Source organism: Pseudomonas sp. E6002 (assembly GCF_013385565.1).
Taxonomy (GTDB): domain Bacteria; phylum Pseudomonadota; class Gammaproteobacteria; order Pseudomonadales; family Pseudomonadaceae; genus Aquipseudomonas.
Map to the genome: position 1 here is coordinate 110,767 of NZ_JACAPT010000011.1, position 16,306 is coordinate 127,072.

Here is a 16,306-nt window from a genome sequence, read left to right on the forward strand (position 1 = left end):
CCCGCTCCCACATTGGGTCTTTGTTGTTCATTCATTATTTATTCGGCAGGACATCCCCACCATGCACCCCAACCCGGCAATCACCCTCGAAAACCAATTCTGCGCCCACAACTATTCCCCCTTGCCGGTGGTGATCGTCAAGGGCGAGGGCGTCTGGGCCATTGGCGATGATGACAAGCGCTACCTGGACATGATGTCGGCCTATTCCGCCGTCAGCCACGGCCATGTCCACCCGCGCATCCGCGCCGCCGCCGTGGCGCAGATCGACAAGATCAGCGTGGTGTCCCGGGCGTTCTACAGCGAACCCTTGGGCAACTTCCTCAAGACCTTGTGCCGCATCACGGGCTTCGACTCGGCCCTGCCGATGAACAGTGGCGCCGAAGCTGTGGAAACCGCGATCAAGGCGGCGCGACGCTGGGGCTACCGGATCAAGGGCATCCCGGCCAATCAGGCCAACATCGTGGTGGCCGACAACAATTTCCACGGCCGCACCTCGACCATCGTCGGCTTCTCGTCGGAGGCGGACTACAAGGCCGACTTCGGCCCATTCTGCAACGGTTTCACCGAGGCGCGCTTCGGTGACATCGAGAGTTTCCGCCAGGCCATTACCGCCGACACCTGCGCGGTGCTGATCGAGCCGATCCAGGGCGAGGCCGGCATTCGCGTGCCGCCCGCGGGTTTCCTGCGGGAACTGCGCCAGCTGTGCGACCAGACCAACACCTTGCTGATCCTCGATGAGATCCAGTCCGGCCTGGGCCGTACCGGCAAGTGGTTTGCCTTCCAGCACGAAGGCATTCGCCCCGATGCATTGATCCTCGGCAAAGCCCTGGGCGGCGGGATCATGCCGGTGTCGGCGTTCGTCGCTGATCATTCGATCATGGACCTGTTCGACGCCGGCAGCCACGGCTCGACCTTCGGCGGCAACCCGTTGGCGGCGGCCATTGGCCTGGAAGCGTTGAAGGTGCTGGAAGAGGAGGGCTTGATCGATAACAGCGCGCAACTGGGCCATTACCTGGTGGAGCGCCTGAAGGCCATGCACTCGCCGGCCATCCGCGAGATTCGCGGGCGTGGCTTGTGGGTCGGCGTGGAACTGGACCGCGATGCGCGGCCCATCTGCGAAGCGCTGCTGGCCGAAGGGCTGCTGACCAAGGAAACCCACGAAAACGTACTGCGCATCGCACCGCCGTTGTCCATTACCCGCGAAGAACTGGACTGGGGCCTTGAGCGTATCGAGCGGGTATTCAAACAGCTATGAGTGAGTATCTCAGTCACCTCGACATCGACGGCCAGCGCTTTGCCTGGATCGACCTGCACCAGTTGCTGACCCCGGCGCAACTGCAGCGCCTGCCGTATTCCGTGCGCATCCTCCTGGAAAACATTGCCCGCTGCGCCCCGGCTTCGTTGCCACAGGTAGTGGCGCGGGCCATCGGCGAAGGGCCGGATTGCGAGGTGCCGTTCCAGCCCAACCGGCTGATGTTCCACGACACCACGTGCCTGCCGGCCCTGGCGGATTTCGCCGGCATGCGCGATGTGGTGGCCGAACTGGGCGGTGATCCCCGGGCGGTGAACCCCTCGATCCCGGCGGTGCTGACCATCGACCATTCGGTGATCGTCGAGCACTACGCCGAGGCGGGCGCGGTGGATGCCAACCTGGACATCGATTTTCGCCGCAACAGCGAGCGCTACCGTTTTATCAAGTGGGCCCAGGCCAGCCTGGATAACTTCAAGGTGATCCCGCCGGGCACCGGGATCATCCACCAGATGAACATGGAGTCCATCGCCCAGGTGGTGTGGGAAAGCGCGCCGCGCAACGGCCACGTGCTGTTGCACCCCGACTGCATGGTCGCCACCGACAGCCACACGCCGATGATCAATGCCATCGGCGTGCTGGGCTGGGGCGTTGGCGGGCTGGAAGGGCAGGCGGCGATGCTCGGCGAACCGGTGCCGATTCCTTATCCGCAGGTGGTGGGCATTCGCGTCACCAATGCGTTGCGCGACGGCGTGACGGCCACTGACCTGGCACTGACGGTGACTGAACTGCTGCGCCGGCGCAGCATGGTCGGCAAGTTTGTCGAGTTCACCGGACCGGGCCTGGCGTCCCTGAGTTGGGCGGCGCGGGGCACCGTGGCGAACATGGCGCCGGAATACGGTGCGACCGTGGTGTTTTTCCCGTTTGATGACGAGACGCTGGCGTACCTGACCCTGAGTGCGCGCCCGCAGGCCTTGATCAACAAGGTCTCGGCCTACATGTCGGCGCAATCTCTGTGGCGCCGGGACGACGATCCCGAGCCGGTGTTCGATGAGTTGATCGAGCTGGATCTGGCGCAGGTTGAACCGAGTGTCGCCGGCCCGCATCAGCCCCATCAGCGCCAGTCCCTGGCCCAGGCCGGGGCGTCGTTTCATCAGCATGTATGCGCGCAAAAGCAGGATTTCTTCGAGCCGTCATTCCAGGTGCCGATCACCCATGGCGCGGTGGTGATGTCGGCCATCACCAGTTGCACCAACACCGCCAACCCGGCGCAGATGATCCAGGCCGGGCTCTTCGCCCGTAACGCCCGCGCCCGTGGGCTGACGCGCAAACCGTGGGTCAAGACGTCGCTGTCGCCAGGCTCACGGGTGGTGGCCGATTACCTGGAAGCCGCCGGCTTGCTGGAGGATTTCGCCGCGCTGGGTTTCGACCTGGCGGGCTTTGGCTGCATGACCTGCATCGGTAATTCCGGCAGCCTCGAACGCCATGTCGAGACGTTCGCCGAGCAGGGCTTGAAAGGCGTGGTGGTGCTCTCGGGCAACCGCAATTTCGAAGGCCGGGTCAACCCGAAAGTCCCTGCCGGCTACCTTGCTTCGCCCGCGTTGTGCGTGGCCTATGCGATTGCCGGCAGCATCGACACCGACCTGTCGGCCCAGCCGCTGGCGATGGATGCCCACGGCCAGCCGGTGTTCCTGCATGAGTTGATGCCCAGCGAAGCCGAGGTGGCCGCGCAAGTGGCGGCGGTGGTGCGCCCGGCGCTGTTTCACCAGCGCCAGGCACTGCTGTGGCAAGGCACTCACCATTGGCAGGCGCTGGAAGCCGACGCCAGCGTGCAGTTTGCCTGGCACCCGGCCTCCACTTACCTGCGCCGCCCGCAGTACCTTGCCGGGGTAACGCCGGTGCCGGCCGCGTCCTTGGCCATCAGCAACGCCCGGGCTTTGGTGGTGCTGGGGGATAACGTCACCACCGACCATATCTCCCCGGCTGGCACGATTCCGGCCGACAGCCTGGCCGGGCACTGGCTGCGGGAGCGCGGTGAAGCGCTGGCGGACCTCAACCAGTATTCGACCCGGCGCAGCAACCACGAAGTGATGGTGCGCGGCGCGTTTACCAACCCGCGCCTGAACAATCTGCTGTCCTGCGACCAGCCCCCGCGCCAGGGTGTCTGGGCCTGGAATGCCGACCGCAGCGACTACCTGCCGCTGTACCTCGCCGCGCAGAGCTACGCCGGTACACCCACCGTGTTGTTCGCCGGGATCAACTACGGTGCCGGCTCCAGCCGCGACTGGGCAGCTAAAGTCCTGACCCTGCTGGGGATCAAGGTGGTGGTGGCCCGCAGTATCGAGCGAATCCATCGCAGTAACCTGATCGGCATGGGTGTGTTGCCGCTGGTGTTCGATGAAGGCGCATCGGTGCAGGACTTGAACCTCGACGGCAGTGAGTCCCTGAGCTTCCTCGGCCTGGACGCGTTGCAGGTCGGCGACAACCCGATCACCTTGCAGATTGACCGCGCCACCGGTGAGACCACGCGTACCCCCCTGACCTTGCGCCTCGACTCGTTGCAGGAGGTTGGTTACCTTGAACACGGCGGCGTCTTGCCCTTCGTCATTCGCAAGACCGTGCAAAGAACTGTTCTAGGAGCGCGTAATGATTGACCCGCAGGTACTGCAACAACTGGCCCCCGAGGGTGTGCTCAGGGCTGCCATCAACTTTGGCAACCCGGTGCTGGCCCAGCGTGGCGAGGACGGCCAGCCCCAGGGCGTGTCGGTGGCGCTGGCCAGGGCCCTGGCCGATGAGTTGGCGGTCGACCTTGAGTTGATCACTTTTGATGCGGCGGGCAAGGTCTTCGCCGCGCTGGGCGATGACCGCTGGCGCGTGGCATTCCTGGCCATCGAACCGGTGCGCGAGCAGGAAATCGCCTTCAGCGCGCCCTACGTGATCATCAAGGGTACGTACCTGGTGGCGGTGGATTCACCCCTGGGCAGCGTGACCCAACTCGATGCTCCGGGCCAACGCATCGCCGTCGGCCAGGGTGCCGCGTATGACCTGTACCTGAGCCGCACGGTGCAGCATGCCGAACTGGTACGCGCGCCGACCTCGGCGGGTGCCGTAGACCTGTTTATCGAGCAAGGCCTGAACGCCGCGGCCGGGGTTCGGGATTACCTGCGAACCCGGCTGGATGAGCGCTGGCGCCTGCTGGAGGATGACTTCATGAGCATTAGCCAGGCGGTCGCGGTACCGGTAGCGCACGCAGCCGCTGCCGCGTTCGTCAAATCCTTTGTCGAACGGCAGAAAGCCAATGGTCTGGTAAGACAGGCGTTGTTGTGCAGCGGGCAAAGCCCGGAACTGGCGGCGCCTTAGAGACGGCGCAGGAAGGATTTGACGATTTTCTGGGTGGCCTGGGTGGTGTCCAGGTCATCCAGGCGACTGTAGGGATGCCACTGGCATTCCTTGATTTCACTCAGGGGCCGGGCATCTTCGATATTCACCACCGACGCCTCGAACACATGGTGCAGGGTGTCGCTGGCCTTCAGCTCCTGCAATAACAGCAAACCGTCCACGTTCAGCCCGGTTTCCTCTTCCAGCTCCCGCGCGGCCGCGCCCACTGGCCGCTCATCGCGCTCGACCTTGCCGCCGGGCAATGCCCATTTCGAGCGGGCTTTACGCACGAACAGGATGTGCCCGTCGTGCTCGCAAATCACCGTGGCCCTTATTTTCATCGTCTGTGCCCCCGCAGCTGGATGATTGTCATAAAAGTGTAATGCAATTGTCATGCTCAGTCTTTATCCGGCAGGGTGGAGAGGGGGCCGGAAAACACCGATACTGCCCCATCGAAAAAAACTCACCTGAAGGAGATGCAGATGAACACCGTACGCTGGGGCATGATCGGCTGTGGCGATGTCACTGAACTCAAGAGTGGACCCGCCTTCTACAAAGCGCCAGGTTCTGCGCTGGTGGCCGTGATGGGGCGGCGCGAGGAGGCCGTGCGCGATTATGCGGCACGCCACGGCATTGCCCGTTTCTACACTGACGCCCAGGCGCTGATCGACGACCCGGAAGTAGACGCGGTCTACATCGCCACACCGCCCGACAGCCACCTCGAATACAGCCTGATGGTGGCCGCTGCCGGCAAGCATTGCTGCGTCGAGAAGCCCATGTCCCTGAATGCCGAGCAAAGCGCGCTGATGCAGCGCACCTTCGAACAGGCCGGGCTGCACCTGTTTGTCTCCTATTACCGGCGTTCCCTGCCACGCTTCCAGCAGGTGCGGGACTGGCTGCAGGACGGGCGCATCGGCGAATTGCGTCACCTGACCTGGACCCTGTGCAAGCCGCCTTCGGAAGACGATGCCAGCAGTGCCAACTGGCGCACCGACCCGGCGATTGCCGGCGGCGGGTATTTTGCCGACCTGGCCAGCCACGGTTTTGACCTGTTCCAGTACCTGGTCGGGGATATCGTCGAGGTGGCAGGGTTTACCGCGCGCCAGGCGGGGCGCTATGCCGCCGAAGATGCCGTCACCGCCTGCTGGACGTTCGCCTCGGGCGCGCTGGGCATGGGCTGCTGGAACTTTGTCGCCGACCGGCGCGAAGACCGGGTGGAGATGATCGGCAGCAAGGGCCGCATCACGTTTTCGGTGTTCGATGAGGCGCCGTTGCGGCTTGAGGGCGAGACCAGCGAGGTGCTGGAGGTGCCCAACCATGCACATATCCAGTGGCATCACGTGCTGGGGATGAATGCGCATATTCGCGGCGAGAGCAAACACCCGGCACTGGCGATCGAGGCGTTGAAGACCGACCGGGTCATGGACCGGGTGCTACAACGTAACCCCAACCTGGCGGTTTAGCGGTGCTTTAATTTTGTCTTTTTAAGGAATGAACGGATGAAAATGAAAGCAGCCTGGATTGTGCTTTGCCTGGCGTTGGCCGGGGCCGCGACGGCAGCGCCACGGGCCCAGGGGCAGGCCGGGGAGTTTGACTTTTATGTGTTGTCGCTGTCCTGGTCGCCGACCTTCTGCCTGACGCACCCGGACGACCAGCAGTGTTCGGGCAAGGGCTACGGGTTTGTCCTGCATGGGCTGTGGCCGCAGTACGCGAAGGGCGGCTGGCCGGCTTCGTGTGAGCCGCAGTCGCGCTTGTCGGATGCAGACTTCGCCCGGGGCAGGACACTGTTCCCGTCGCCCAAACTGCTCAGGCATGAATGGGCCAAGCACGGCACCTGCAGCGGCCTTGAGGCTTCGGCTTACCTGGACAAGACCGATGCAGCGCTCAGCGTGGTCAAGATCCCGCAGCAGCTTGAGCCCTTCAATGTCCGAAGCGGCCTGGGCGCGCGGGACATCGAAGCGCTGTTTCGCGAGAGCAACCCGGCCATGGGCAACCATGGCCTTGCGGTGATCTGCAAGGGTGCCGTGCTGACCGAGGTGCGGGTGTGCCTGACCAAGGACCTGGCGTTTGCCGGCTGCCCGCGCAGCGTCAAGAGCCAGTGCCGGGATGGCGATATTCGGATCCCGACCCAGCGCTAAGCTGACTCAGGCGGGCCCATAACCTTTATGGGCCTGCTCGATCTCTTCCACCAGGCGGTCAATGCCCGCCAGGCGTGCCCGGTTGTCGTGGTCCCAGGGATGGAACCCGGGCTTGAAGTAATGCAACCAGGGCAGCGCCATGCGCGGGAACACGCCCTTGGGTCCGTACAGAAACTTGAGCATCCGCCAGAAGCCCTTCAAATGCCCGCCCGAACGCCGGTCGGCAAACAACAGGCGCAGGTGAAAGTCCAGGATCGTCAGCCAGAACAGCCCCGTGGTGATGAGCATGGTGGAAGTGCGCAGCAGATAACGCTTGGGCCCGGGCTTGATCACGCTGTTCCACACATCAAACGCCACCGCCTTGTGCTCGGTTTCTTCCAGGGCATGCCAGTACCACATCTGCTGGTAACCCTTGACCGAATCCCCGAACCGCGACGGGTCGCTGAGGAGGATTTCCGCGAGCATCGCGGTGTAGTGCTCCAGGGCAATGGTCACCGTCAGGTTGAAGGAGGCGGGCAGGTATTTCTTTTGCGCGTCGAGGATCATCTTCAGCCGACGGTCGAGGGTATTCGCCGGCAGCCCTGCGGCTTGCAGCAGATCGTTGTAGGCCACGTGCTCGCGGCTGTGCATGGCTTCCTGGCCGATGAAGCCCTGGATTTCTTTCTTCAGCTCCGGGTCTTCGATGCGCTGGCGGTAGTGACGCACGCTGTCCATGAAGAACAGTTCGCCCTGGGGAAACAGCAACGACAGTGCGTTGAAAAAGTGGGTAATGAACGGGCCTTGTTCATGCCAGTCCTTGATGCGTTCGGCCGGCAGGGCAAAACGGAGGTCGCGGCGAATCGGCAGCATGGTCGGTACTCCAGTTCAGAGACGGTGCTCTTCGTTGGTTTCAAGGACGGGCGAGGGCGCATTGCGTTGCTTGGGCGCCATGCGTTTGCTGGCCAACACCACCAGCGCTTGATAGGCGGCAGGCAGGCAGCGGGCGAGCAGGTCCAGAAAATAGGCGTCGCGGCCAATCAGCACGCGGCGTTTGTTTTTGCGTACGCCTTGCAGGATCACTTTGGCGGCCTGGTCGGCGTCGGTGATGAACAGCTTTTCGAAGTCGGCCCGGGCCTGCTGTTCGCTGTGAATCAGGAAGCCGGTCATGTTGGCGTCGATCCGGCTGCTGCGGCAGATGTCGGTGCGGATCCCGCCAGGGTGCACGCAGGTGGCCGAGACCCCGCTTTTCTGCAGGTCGAGTTCCTGGCGCAAGGACTCGGTAAAACCACGCACGGCGAACTTGGTGGCGTTGTAGCCGCTCATGCCCGGCTGGGCGAACAGGCCGAACACGCTGGAAGTGTTGACCACATGCCCATCGCCGCTGGCCTTGAGGTACGGCAAAAAGGCCTTGGTGCCGTACACCACGCCCCAGAAGTTGATCCCGACGATCCATTCCAGGTCGGTGTAGTCCACGCCTTCGACGGTGCTCGACAGCGCGACGCCGGCGTTGTTGAAGATCAGGTTGATCTGGCCATGTTCGGCGGCGCATCGGGCGCCCCAGTCTTCCACGGCCTGGCGCTCGGAAACGTCCAGCACCTGCGAGGTGACCAGCACCGGTGCAAGCACCTGGGCCTTGATCAGTGCGACGGTCTGCTCCAGGCCCTGGCTGTTTTTATCCGCCAGCGCCAGGTGGCAGCCTTCACGCGCCAACGCCAGGGCCAACGCGCGGCCCATGCCGGAAGCGGCGCCGGTAATGGCCGCCACGCGGCCGTTGAATGACTTCATGACAGGCTCCCTTCTGCGGTGGTGTGGGGCGTTGCGGCCGGGCGCGCGGTGGACGGTATCGGCACCAGGCTGGCGACGTAGTCCTTGAGGGCGAAATGCCGGGTGACCTGCTTGAAACGCCAGGTGGAGCCGGGCCACAGCGTGGTGTTCTTGCCGGTGCGTGGGTCCAGGTACCAGCTCTTGCAGCCGCCGGTGGACCAGATGGTGCCGTTGAGTTTTTCCTGCAGCCTGGCGTTGTAGGCCAGTTCCACCGCCGGCTTGACGTCCACCGTGGCGATGCGATGACGCTGCATTTGCTGCAGGGCATCGAGGATGTAGGTGACCTGGGCCTCGATCATCAGAATCATCGAGTTATGCCCCAGCCCGGTGTTGGGGCCGACGATCAGGAACAGGTTCGGATAGCCCGGCACCGTGGTGCCCAGGTAGGCGTGGGCGCCGTCTTGCCAGGTGTCCATCAGGTCGATGCCGTGGCGCCCGATGATGCAGTTGCGGGGCAGCGGATCGGTGGCCTGGAAGCCGGTGCCGAAGATGAGGCAGTCAGCCGGGTGCTTGATGCCGTCGGCGGTGATCACCCCGTCGGCCTCGATGCGCAGCACGTTGTCGGTTACCACCTGCACATTGCTGCGGGACAGGGCCGGGTAGTAGTCGTTGGAGATCAGCACGCGCTTGCAGCCGATGGTGTAGTCCGGCGTCAGGGTCTTGCGCAGGGAAGGGCGGGCCACTTGTTTGTGCAGGTGGCGCACGGCGATTTTCTGCACCATTTTCATCAGGCGCGGGTGCAGGGCAAAGCCCACCACGCGGCCTTCCAGTGCCCAATAGAACGCGCCGCGTACCAGGCGCTGGGTGAACGGCAGGTGCTTGAATGCCCAGCGCTCGAAGCGTGAAATCGGCCGGTCGGGCTTGGGCATGATCCACGGCGGGGTGCGCTGGAACAGGTCCAGGTGGGCCACCTGCGGCGCAATCTGCGGCACGAACTGAATGGCACTGGCGCCGGTGCCAATCACCGCCACGCGCTTGCCCTTCAATGAATACTCGTGGTCCCACTGTTGGGAGTGGAAGCGCTTGCCCTTGAAGCTGTCCAGGCCCGGAATATCCGGCAGTGCCGGGCGCGACAGGCCGCCCATTCCCGACACCAGCACCCGCGCACTCACCTGGCGGCCATTGCTGAAGCTCAGGCTCCAGCGCTGTTGCCCCTCATCAAATACCGCCTTCTCCAGGCCCATGCCAAAGCGCAGGAACGGCGCCAGTTCGAAGCGCCGGGCGCACTGCTCCAGGTAGGCGCGAATCTCCGCCTGTGGCGCAAATTGCCGGGTCCAGTCCGGGTTGGGCGCAAAGGAAAACGAATAGACATGGGATTGCACGTCGCAGGCGCAACCGGGGTAGTGGTTGTCCCGCCAGGTGCCGCCGAGAGCATCGGCCTGTTCGGCAATAAAGAAGTCGTGGAACCCGGCTTCCTTGAGTTTGATCGCCATGCACAGCCCGGCAAATCCGGAACCGATGATGGCGATGTCGATGGTGTCATGGGCATTCATAGGCTGTCCCTCGTGGGCCGGTGGCGCCTTACGGGTGTCGACATCGGATGTGCTCCTTGTTTTTGTTTTGGCTTTTTAGATAGAACACCATTGCAAAGGAAAATTGAATTATTTATTTTAAAAAAGATTTTAAATAATCTACCTGAAAATATCGTCTAGGCTACGACCCAGTTCCTCATGTGCGACTTATCCGACGGACGAGAGCTTGTACGCACACAGTTAAGGTCCAGGGTGGACGATGGCTGAGGCCTTGACCAATACCGGTCGGGCCGCCAGCAACGCAGGGATGCAGAGGACCGAGCTATGGCTGTCGAGTGGGTTGTCGCTGCAGGTGTGTGTGTAGGGTTAAGCGTAGTGTTGTGGGCCTTCAGTGCCCGGATGACACGGCGTATAGAGGCTGCTGTTCCGATCAACGGGCGCTTTCTGGAGATCAACGGCGAGCGCTTTCATTATGTAGACGAGGGCAAGGGCCCACCGCTGGTGATGATCCACGGGCTGATGGGCAGCAGTCGCAACTTGACGTACGCCTTGTCTGCCCAATTGCGTGAGCACTTTCGAGTGATCACCGTGGATCGTCCGGGGTCGGGTTATTCCACCCGGCATGCCGGCACGGCCGCGGACCTGCCTGGCCAGGCCCGGCAAGTCGCCAGCTTTATCCAGACGCTGGACCTGGAGAAGCCGCTGGTGCTGGGGCATTCCCTCGGCGGGGCGATTGCCCTGGCCCTGGCCCTGGACCATCCCCACGCGGTGTCCGGATTGATCCTGGTGGCGCCCCTGACCCATCCCCAGCGCCTGCTGCCGCTGGTGTTTATGTCGTTGGCGATACGCCCGGGATGGCTGCGACGCTTTATGTCGCACACCCTGACCATGCCGATCGGATTGCTGACCAAAGGCTCGGTGGTCAAGGGCGTGTTTGCCCCCGACCCGGCCCCGGAAGACTTCGCCACCCGTGGCGGCGGCTTGTTGGGCATGCGGCCCGAGAACTTCTATGCCGCCTCCACCGAGATCAACCTGGTCAACGATTTCCTGCCGGACATGGTCAAGCGCTACCCACAGCTGACGTTGCCGATCGGGCTGATTTATGGCGCGCAGGACAAGGTGCTGGATTTCCGCAAACACGGGCAGGCCCTGGCCAGCCTGGTGCCGGGCCTGAAGCTGCAGCTGGTGGAAGGGCGCGGGCATATGTTGCCGATCACGGCCACCGAGCGTGTCGCGGCGGTGGTCGAGCAGATAGCCAAGCGCGTCCGGCCGCCGGAAAGCGCCACGGTGTTGCACCCGCCGTTTGCGTTGGCGAGTAAATAATTGTGCGACTGAACTCGCGGTTCGAACTCGTCAATGCTTGCCCTAGACACCTGACCAAACGGCTGAAAAAGAGACTGCCCGGTCACGTTCAAAAGGGTTCAAGAAACTAGTTGACGACCTAACGATTCCGCGCTATTTATTTAAAAAAATTATTTCAATGTCTAATTTGAAACAATTTTTGAAATGCCTAAGAGCGAATAAAATAATGAAAAAAACGCCTTTTATCGCATGGTTGAATTCTCGGGGCAGTCACCGCTCCGTGTACCTGTCCAGTGTTGATTTTTGCTCCCTGCCTACCTGCGTCGTGCGGAGGCTGCCATGAATCAGACCCTGGCTGCCCCGAACGTCTGGACCGACGGCAAGCGCCACCTGTGGTGGCTCGGCATCATGCCCCTGGCAACCCCAATTCTCTCTGGCGCCCTGGCCATCACTACCGGCGTGCAACAACTGTGGTGGGTCGGTGTGCTGGTGATCTTCGGCCTGATCCCGCTGATCGACGGCCTGCTGGGTGAAGACGTCAGCAACCCGCCCGAGTCCGCCGTCAGCAACCTCGAATCCCAAAGCTACTACCGCTGGATCGTCTACACCGGCGTGCTGTTTGTCATCTCATCCCTGGTGGTCACCGGGTGGCTGGCCGCAGGCGGCATCGACTGGATTATCAATGGCGGCCTGTTGCATGCCACCGCCACCCTGGACCCGTCGAGCTGGCTGGCGAAAACCGCCGCGTTCATCACCGCGCGCACCGAGCTGCATGGCGAGGTGAGCTGGTTCACCTACCTGGGCATGGCAATGTCCACTGGCGCTGCCACCGGCATCGCCATCAACACCGCCCATGAGCTGGGGCACAAGCCGCGCCTGCTGGAAGTCGTGCTGGCCAAGATCACCCTGGCGCCGACCTTCTACGGGCACTTCTACACCGAACACAACCGTGGCCACCACGTGCGCGTCGCCACCCCGGAAGACCCGGCCAGTTCGCGGTTGGGGGAGAGCTTCTGGGCCTTCCTGCCGCGCTCGGTATGGTTCAGCGCACGCTCGGCGTGGAACCTGGAACGTGAACGCCTGCGCAAACTCGGCCTGCCGGCCTGGCACTGGAAAAACGCCGTACTCAGCGCCTGGATGTACAGCGTGGTGTTGTGGGGCGCGATGATTGCCTGGCTGGGCGCGGCAGTGATTCCATTCCTGATCATCCAGGGCATCTACGGTTTCTCGCTGCTGGAAGTGGTGAACTATGTCGAGCACTACGGCCTGAAACGCCAGAAGTTGCCCAACGGTCGTTATGAGCGTTGCTCGCCACGCCATTCCTGGAACAGTAATCGGATTGTCACCAATATCTTTCTGTTCCAACTGCAGCGGCACTCCGACCATCACGCCAACCCAACCAGAAGTTATCAGTCACTGCGTCATTTTGATGAATCGCCGCAACTCCCATACGGTTATGCCAGCATGATTGTCTGGGCGTATGTACCGTACTTGTGGCGACGACGCATGGATCACCGGGTACTTAATCATTACGCCGGGGATATTACCCTGACCAATCTTCAACCTTCACAGCGTTTGAAGTACCTGGAGAAGTACAGCAACACCACCAGACCCTTCTAACGAAAGCAGTCAGTTGTAGGGCGTACTCGGGATCTGTGTATCGCGCAGGTTTTCATCGCCCAGGCTTTACCGGTTTCGAGTACGGCTTAGTTGCAAGACAGTTGTTTGACCCGAACAAAAAATAAAATGAAGGGAAGGACGTACACCATGCAAAACCCTGCCAAGTTCACCACGCACATTGTATTGGCCGCGCTGGGCCTGATCGTTTACCACCAGGCCCAGGCCGCCCGTATCGAACCTGCCGGCAGCGCGTTTACTGCCCAGGGCCCCATCAGCTTTTCCAAAGGCGCGCTGATCAGCGCGGATTGCACCATCAAGGTCGCCGGCAAAGTGGCGGCGGATGGGTCGTCAGTAAATGTCGACAAAGTTGAGTTCGACGGCGGCCTCAAGTGCAGCCGGGTCGAAGCCATCAACTTGCCGTGGGTATTGGTGGCTAAAGATACCAGGAGCGGCTCGATGTCGAAGATCGCCGTGGATGTGCATGCCTTTGGTTTGGGCGGCAAGTGCGGGCCTTCTACTGCCGATGGAACCTGGGATAACGCCACCGGCAAGCTGGAAGCGTCGAATGTGCCTATCGGCGAAGACTGCAAGATCAAGACGGTGTCGATCAAGATGCCGCCGAGTTTCAAAGTTGTTGAGTAACAGTGGGATGTTGTAGCGGTAATTGAATTGAAATTTGGCTGGAAAGGGAAGTTCTGCAGATTCACCGTGACCTCTCGATCATGGCCATTACCCCTGGCGAAATGACTCGCCATAACATGTGAGGAAAAATAATGAAAAGCTTGAAAACCCTCGTTTGTGCAACTTCTTTCGCAGTGTGCTTCGGCGCAGCTTCCATGGCCAGCGCGGCTTCCATCTCCCCGGATGGTCCGTTCTCGACCAACGCTGGCACCATCGTCGTGAAGTCGCCTTCGTCCTTCGGTGCAGCCGTGACCTGCGGCATCACCTTTACCGGCAACGTTAGCGGTGGCGTGGCCTCGATCAATGGCGCATCCCTGACCGGTGGCGGTCTGTGTGGCCTGCCAACGCTGACCAACCTGCCTTGGGTACTGACGGCTGCAACGGGTACCACCGGTAGCGTAACCAACGTCGGCTACAAGATCACCTCGATCCCGGCCACCAACTGCGGGCCAACCACCATCGCTGTTACCTGGACTCCAGGCACCAAAACGCTTTCGGCAGCCAATCAGGCGCTGACCGGCAACTGCACCGTGGTTTCGCTGAGTGTTGTTGCCCCAACGCTGACCGTTAACCCGTAAGCGCGACTCCGTAAAGGGCTGATCACCCCGTTGAAAGACCGGTGCCTCGTGTGAGGCACCGGTTGGATACGGTATTAATTGTCTGGGGAACATGACAATGCAAAGCCTTGTGAAAACAGCACGCCTGGGTTCGATGTCAGCGGCTCTGGGCGTTGCCTCATTCATTGCGGTTGCGGCGGGTTTCAGCCCGCCGGGTCCGTTCAGCGTAACCAAAGGCAGTGTTGTGTTGAAGCTGCCGTCGACGTTTCTACCCACGTGTTGAGCGCAACCAATCAAGCCATGAGTGGCTACTGCACTTTGGTGTCGTTGAACGCCACGCTGACCGGCTCGCTCACCACCCATTCCTGAATACCGATACACCGTTACACCGTTCCAGGACAGGCGTTCTTTGAAAGACGTTCTGTGGTTACACGACCCACCGGCAGGGGCCGGGTGTAAATAATAATAAGGAGTACCGCATGAACAATAAGAAACAACACGCTCACACGTTACTGGGACTGGCCCTGCTGGGGGGGCTGATGACCACGGGGCAAGTGCAGGCGGGTGGGTTCTCCACACCGACCTTCGGCGCGCCAGGATGGGGTCGTGCGTTTGGTGGTGGTTCACTGTTCAAAAATGACCCCAGTGCCGCGTACAACAACCCGGCAGCCATGGCCTTTATCGATTCAACCATCGCGCAGCAAACCGTTGACTATGCTCGGATCAAGATCAAATACACCGGCCAGGCCTATGACTACGCGGGCAACCCGGTGACCAATACGCCCGTACTGGATGACCTGGGCAATACGGGCGACCCGGTCCTCAACACTAACAATGGTGGGCAAGGCGGTTTCACCGCTTGGCTGCCGACGGGCTTTCTGGTGATTCCCATGGGCGACCGTTTCGCCTTTGGTCTGAGCCAAGTCGTGCCACAGGGTATGAAAACCACTTGGAACGAAGACTCCAAACTGCGGGATTTCGCGGTTGATACCAAAATCGAGACCATCGGTCTGACCGGTTCCCTGTCGTTCAAGGTCAATGATCAGTTCTCGGTCGGTGGTGGTGCCATCGTCCAGCGCAGTCAAGGGTTCGTCAGCCAGAACGTTGATTTGCTGGCCGCTGCGGATGTGTCTCCAGGACTTGGCGGCGCGGGTCTCCCCACGGGGCTGGGGCATTCCTTGATGCGCGTGAAAGTCGATAACATCTCTGTGGGCTGGTTTGGTGGCGTGGTTTGGAAGCCGACGCTGCAAGACACACTTGGCTTGAACTATCACGCCAAGATCAAAAACAAGATGACCGGCAAATACAACATCTATACAGATGCCGTCGGCCGTAACGCGATGACCAATCCGATCGGTCCGAACGGCGAAACTCTGGTTGAAATCGCCTACCCAGGTCTCAAGCTGTTCCCGGACGGTGCCCACGCCAGTACCCAACTGGATATCCCGGCTACCGCTTCGGTTGACTGGGTTCACCAGTTCAACGACCGCTGGACGTTGGGGGTGAGTGCTACCTGGACTGAATGGTCTTCCTTCCAGGACCTGACGCTCAAATCCCAGGGCACCACCATTGTTGCCATTCCCTACAACTACAAAAACGCCTGGATGACCTCGATTGGCGGCGACTACAAAGCCACCGACGAACTCACCCTGCGCGCCGGTGTGGCTTACGACCAGACACCTACCCGCAACTCTACCCGGGACCCGCGAATCCCGGACGGTGACCGTTACTTCCTGGCATTTGGTGCCGGTTATGACATCAAGGCTATTCCTGGCCTGTCGGTGGATGCCGCGTACTCGCACCAGTTCGTGCAGAAGGTCAACCTGAAGACCAAGAACGTTGATCGTCTCGGTGCGGCGCAGTTGGACGGCGAGGCTGAATCCTCGGGGGATGTGGTCAGCTTGTCGGCAACCTATAAGTTCTAAGGTTGTCGAGGGCAGTCGTGGAGAAGGGCAGCCAGCGCATCTTGCTGCCCGGCTCCACGCTGTCGTCTATTGATGGGTAGCCCTGGCGCCCGATGTCGAATCCTTGCGCTTAACCTGCAAGGCTGACCCCGTTCAGCCGCTATTTTTTTCGCCCAAGCATTAAATAAAAATTTCAAAACAA

General features: G+C 61.4%; 14 protein-coding genes. 10 read left to right on the forward strand and 4 right to left on the reverse strand.

Annotated features, from left to right (window positions below):
* The first annotated feature begins 61 nt into the window (after positions 1 to 61).
* From rocD to HX815_RS12310, 3 genes are read left to right on the forward strand one after another with little or no spacing between them, the layout of a single operon-like run.
* Complete coding sequence (gene rocD / locus HX815_RS12300) at positions 62 to 1,255, forward strand: ornithine--oxo-acid transaminase (protein ID WP_087694138.1); 1,194 nt, start codon at positions 62 to 64, stop codon at positions 1,253 to 1,255.
* Complete coding sequence (gene acnA, locus HX815_RS12305) at positions 1,252 to 3,903, forward strand: aconitate hydratase AcnA (protein WP_177022779.1); 2,652 nt, start codon at positions 1,252 to 1,254, stop codon at positions 3,901 to 3,903. The genes rocD and acnA overlap by 4 nt, the downstream gene beginning before the upstream one ends.
* Positions 3,896 to 4,609, forward strand: a complete 714-nt coding sequence (locus HX815_RS12310; RefSeq protein WP_003214641.1) for a transporter substrate-binding domain-containing protein — start codon at positions 3,896 to 3,898, stop codon at positions 4,607 to 4,609. Before acnA ends, HX815_RS12310 begins: the two co-directional genes overlap by 8 nt.
* On the opposite strand, the gene HX815_RS12315 is transcribed toward HX815_RS12310, so the two are convergent.
* Positions 4,606 to 4,968 (reverse strand): NUDIX hydrolase, encoded by a 363-nt coding sequence (locus HX815_RS12315; RefSeq protein WP_102369305.1) that lies wholly within the window; start codon positions 4,966 to 4,968, stop codon positions 4,606 to 4,608. The two genes, HX815_RS12310 and HX815_RS12315, sit on opposite strands and share 4 nt — an antisense overlap.
* A gap of 141 nt (positions 4,969 to 5,109) precedes the next feature.
* Here HX815_RS12315 and HX815_RS12320 point away from each other — a divergent pair, with 141 nt between their 5' ends.
* Positions 5,110 to 6,090 carry a Gfo/Idh/MocA family protein gene (locus tag HX815_RS12320; RefSeq protein ID WP_087694134.1) on the forward strand — a complete coding sequence of 327 codons (981 nt, stop codon included), beginning with the start codon at positions 5,110 to 5,112 and terminating at the stop codon, positions 6,088 to 6,090.
* A gap of 36 nt (positions 6,091 to 6,126) precedes the next feature.
* Positions 6,127 to 6,765, forward strand: a complete 639-nt coding sequence (locus tag HX815_RS12325) for a ribonuclease T2 (protein ID WP_003214647.1) — start codon at positions 6,127 to 6,129, stop codon at positions 6,763 to 6,765.
* A 6-nt stretch (positions 6,766 to 6,771) separates the two neighbouring features.
* On the opposite strand, the gene HX815_RS12330 is transcribed toward HX815_RS12325, so the two are convergent.
* The 3 genes from HX815_RS12330 to HX815_RS12340 are packed head-to-tail and all read right to left on the reverse strand — an operon-like array spanning position 6,772 to position 10,061.
* A complete protein-coding gene (locus tag HX815_RS12330; RefSeq protein ID WP_177028328.1) occupies positions 6,772 to 7,614 on the reverse strand; it encodes a metal-dependent hydrolase in 843 nt (280 codons plus the stop codon).
* 15 nt (positions 7,615 to 7,629) lie between these two features.
* Positions 7,630 to 8,529: an SDR family oxidoreductase gene (locus tag HX815_RS12335; RefSeq protein ID WP_177028329.1), complete on the reverse strand. Its 900-nt coding sequence runs from the start codon at positions 8,527 to 8,529 to the stop codon at positions 7,630 to 7,632.
* Positions 8,526 to 10,061, reverse strand: a complete 1,536-nt coding sequence (locus HX815_RS12340; RefSeq protein ID WP_102369303.1) for an NAD(P)/FAD-dependent oxidoreductase — start codon at positions 10,059 to 10,061, stop codon at positions 8,526 to 8,528. The genes HX815_RS12335 and HX815_RS12340 overlap by 4 nt, the downstream gene beginning before the upstream one ends.
* A gap of 303 nt (positions 10,062 to 10,364) precedes the next feature.
* Here HX815_RS12340 and HX815_RS12345 point away from each other — a divergent pair, with 303 nt between their 5' ends.
* The 5 genes from HX815_RS12345 (at position 10,365) to HX815_RS12365 (ending at position 16,125) form a co-directional block, all read left to right on the forward strand.
* A complete protein-coding gene (locus tag HX815_RS12345) occupies positions 10,365 to 11,363 on the forward strand; it encodes an alpha/beta fold hydrolase (RefSeq protein WP_032899598.1) in 999 nt (332 codons plus the stop codon).
* A 318-nt stretch (positions 11,364 to 11,681) separates the two neighbouring features.
* A complete protein-coding gene (locus HX815_RS12350) occupies positions 11,682 to 12,962 on the forward strand; it encodes an alkane 1-monooxygenase (protein ID WP_087694132.1) in 1,281 nt (426 codons plus the stop codon).
* A gap of 147 nt (positions 12,963 to 13,109) precedes the next feature.
* Entirely contained in the window at positions 13,110 to 13,604 is a 495-nt protein-coding gene (gene praA, locus HX815_RS12355; protein ID WP_177019417.1) for an alkane oxidation protein activator PraA, read from the forward strand.
* Between the two features lie 131 nt (positions 13,605 to 13,735).
* Complete coding sequence (praB, locus tag HX815_RS12360) at positions 13,736 to 14,221, forward strand: alkane oxidation protein activator PraB (protein WP_177022784.1); 486 nt, start codon at positions 13,736 to 13,738, stop codon at positions 14,219 to 14,221.
* Between the two features lie 458 nt (positions 14,222 to 14,679).
* Positions 14,680 to 16,125: an outer membrane protein transport protein gene (locus tag HX815_RS12365; RefSeq protein WP_177022785.1), complete on the forward strand. Its 1,446-nt coding sequence runs from the start codon at positions 14,680 to 14,682 to the stop codon at positions 16,123 to 16,125.
* Positions 16,126 to 16,306: the final 181 nt, after the last annotated feature.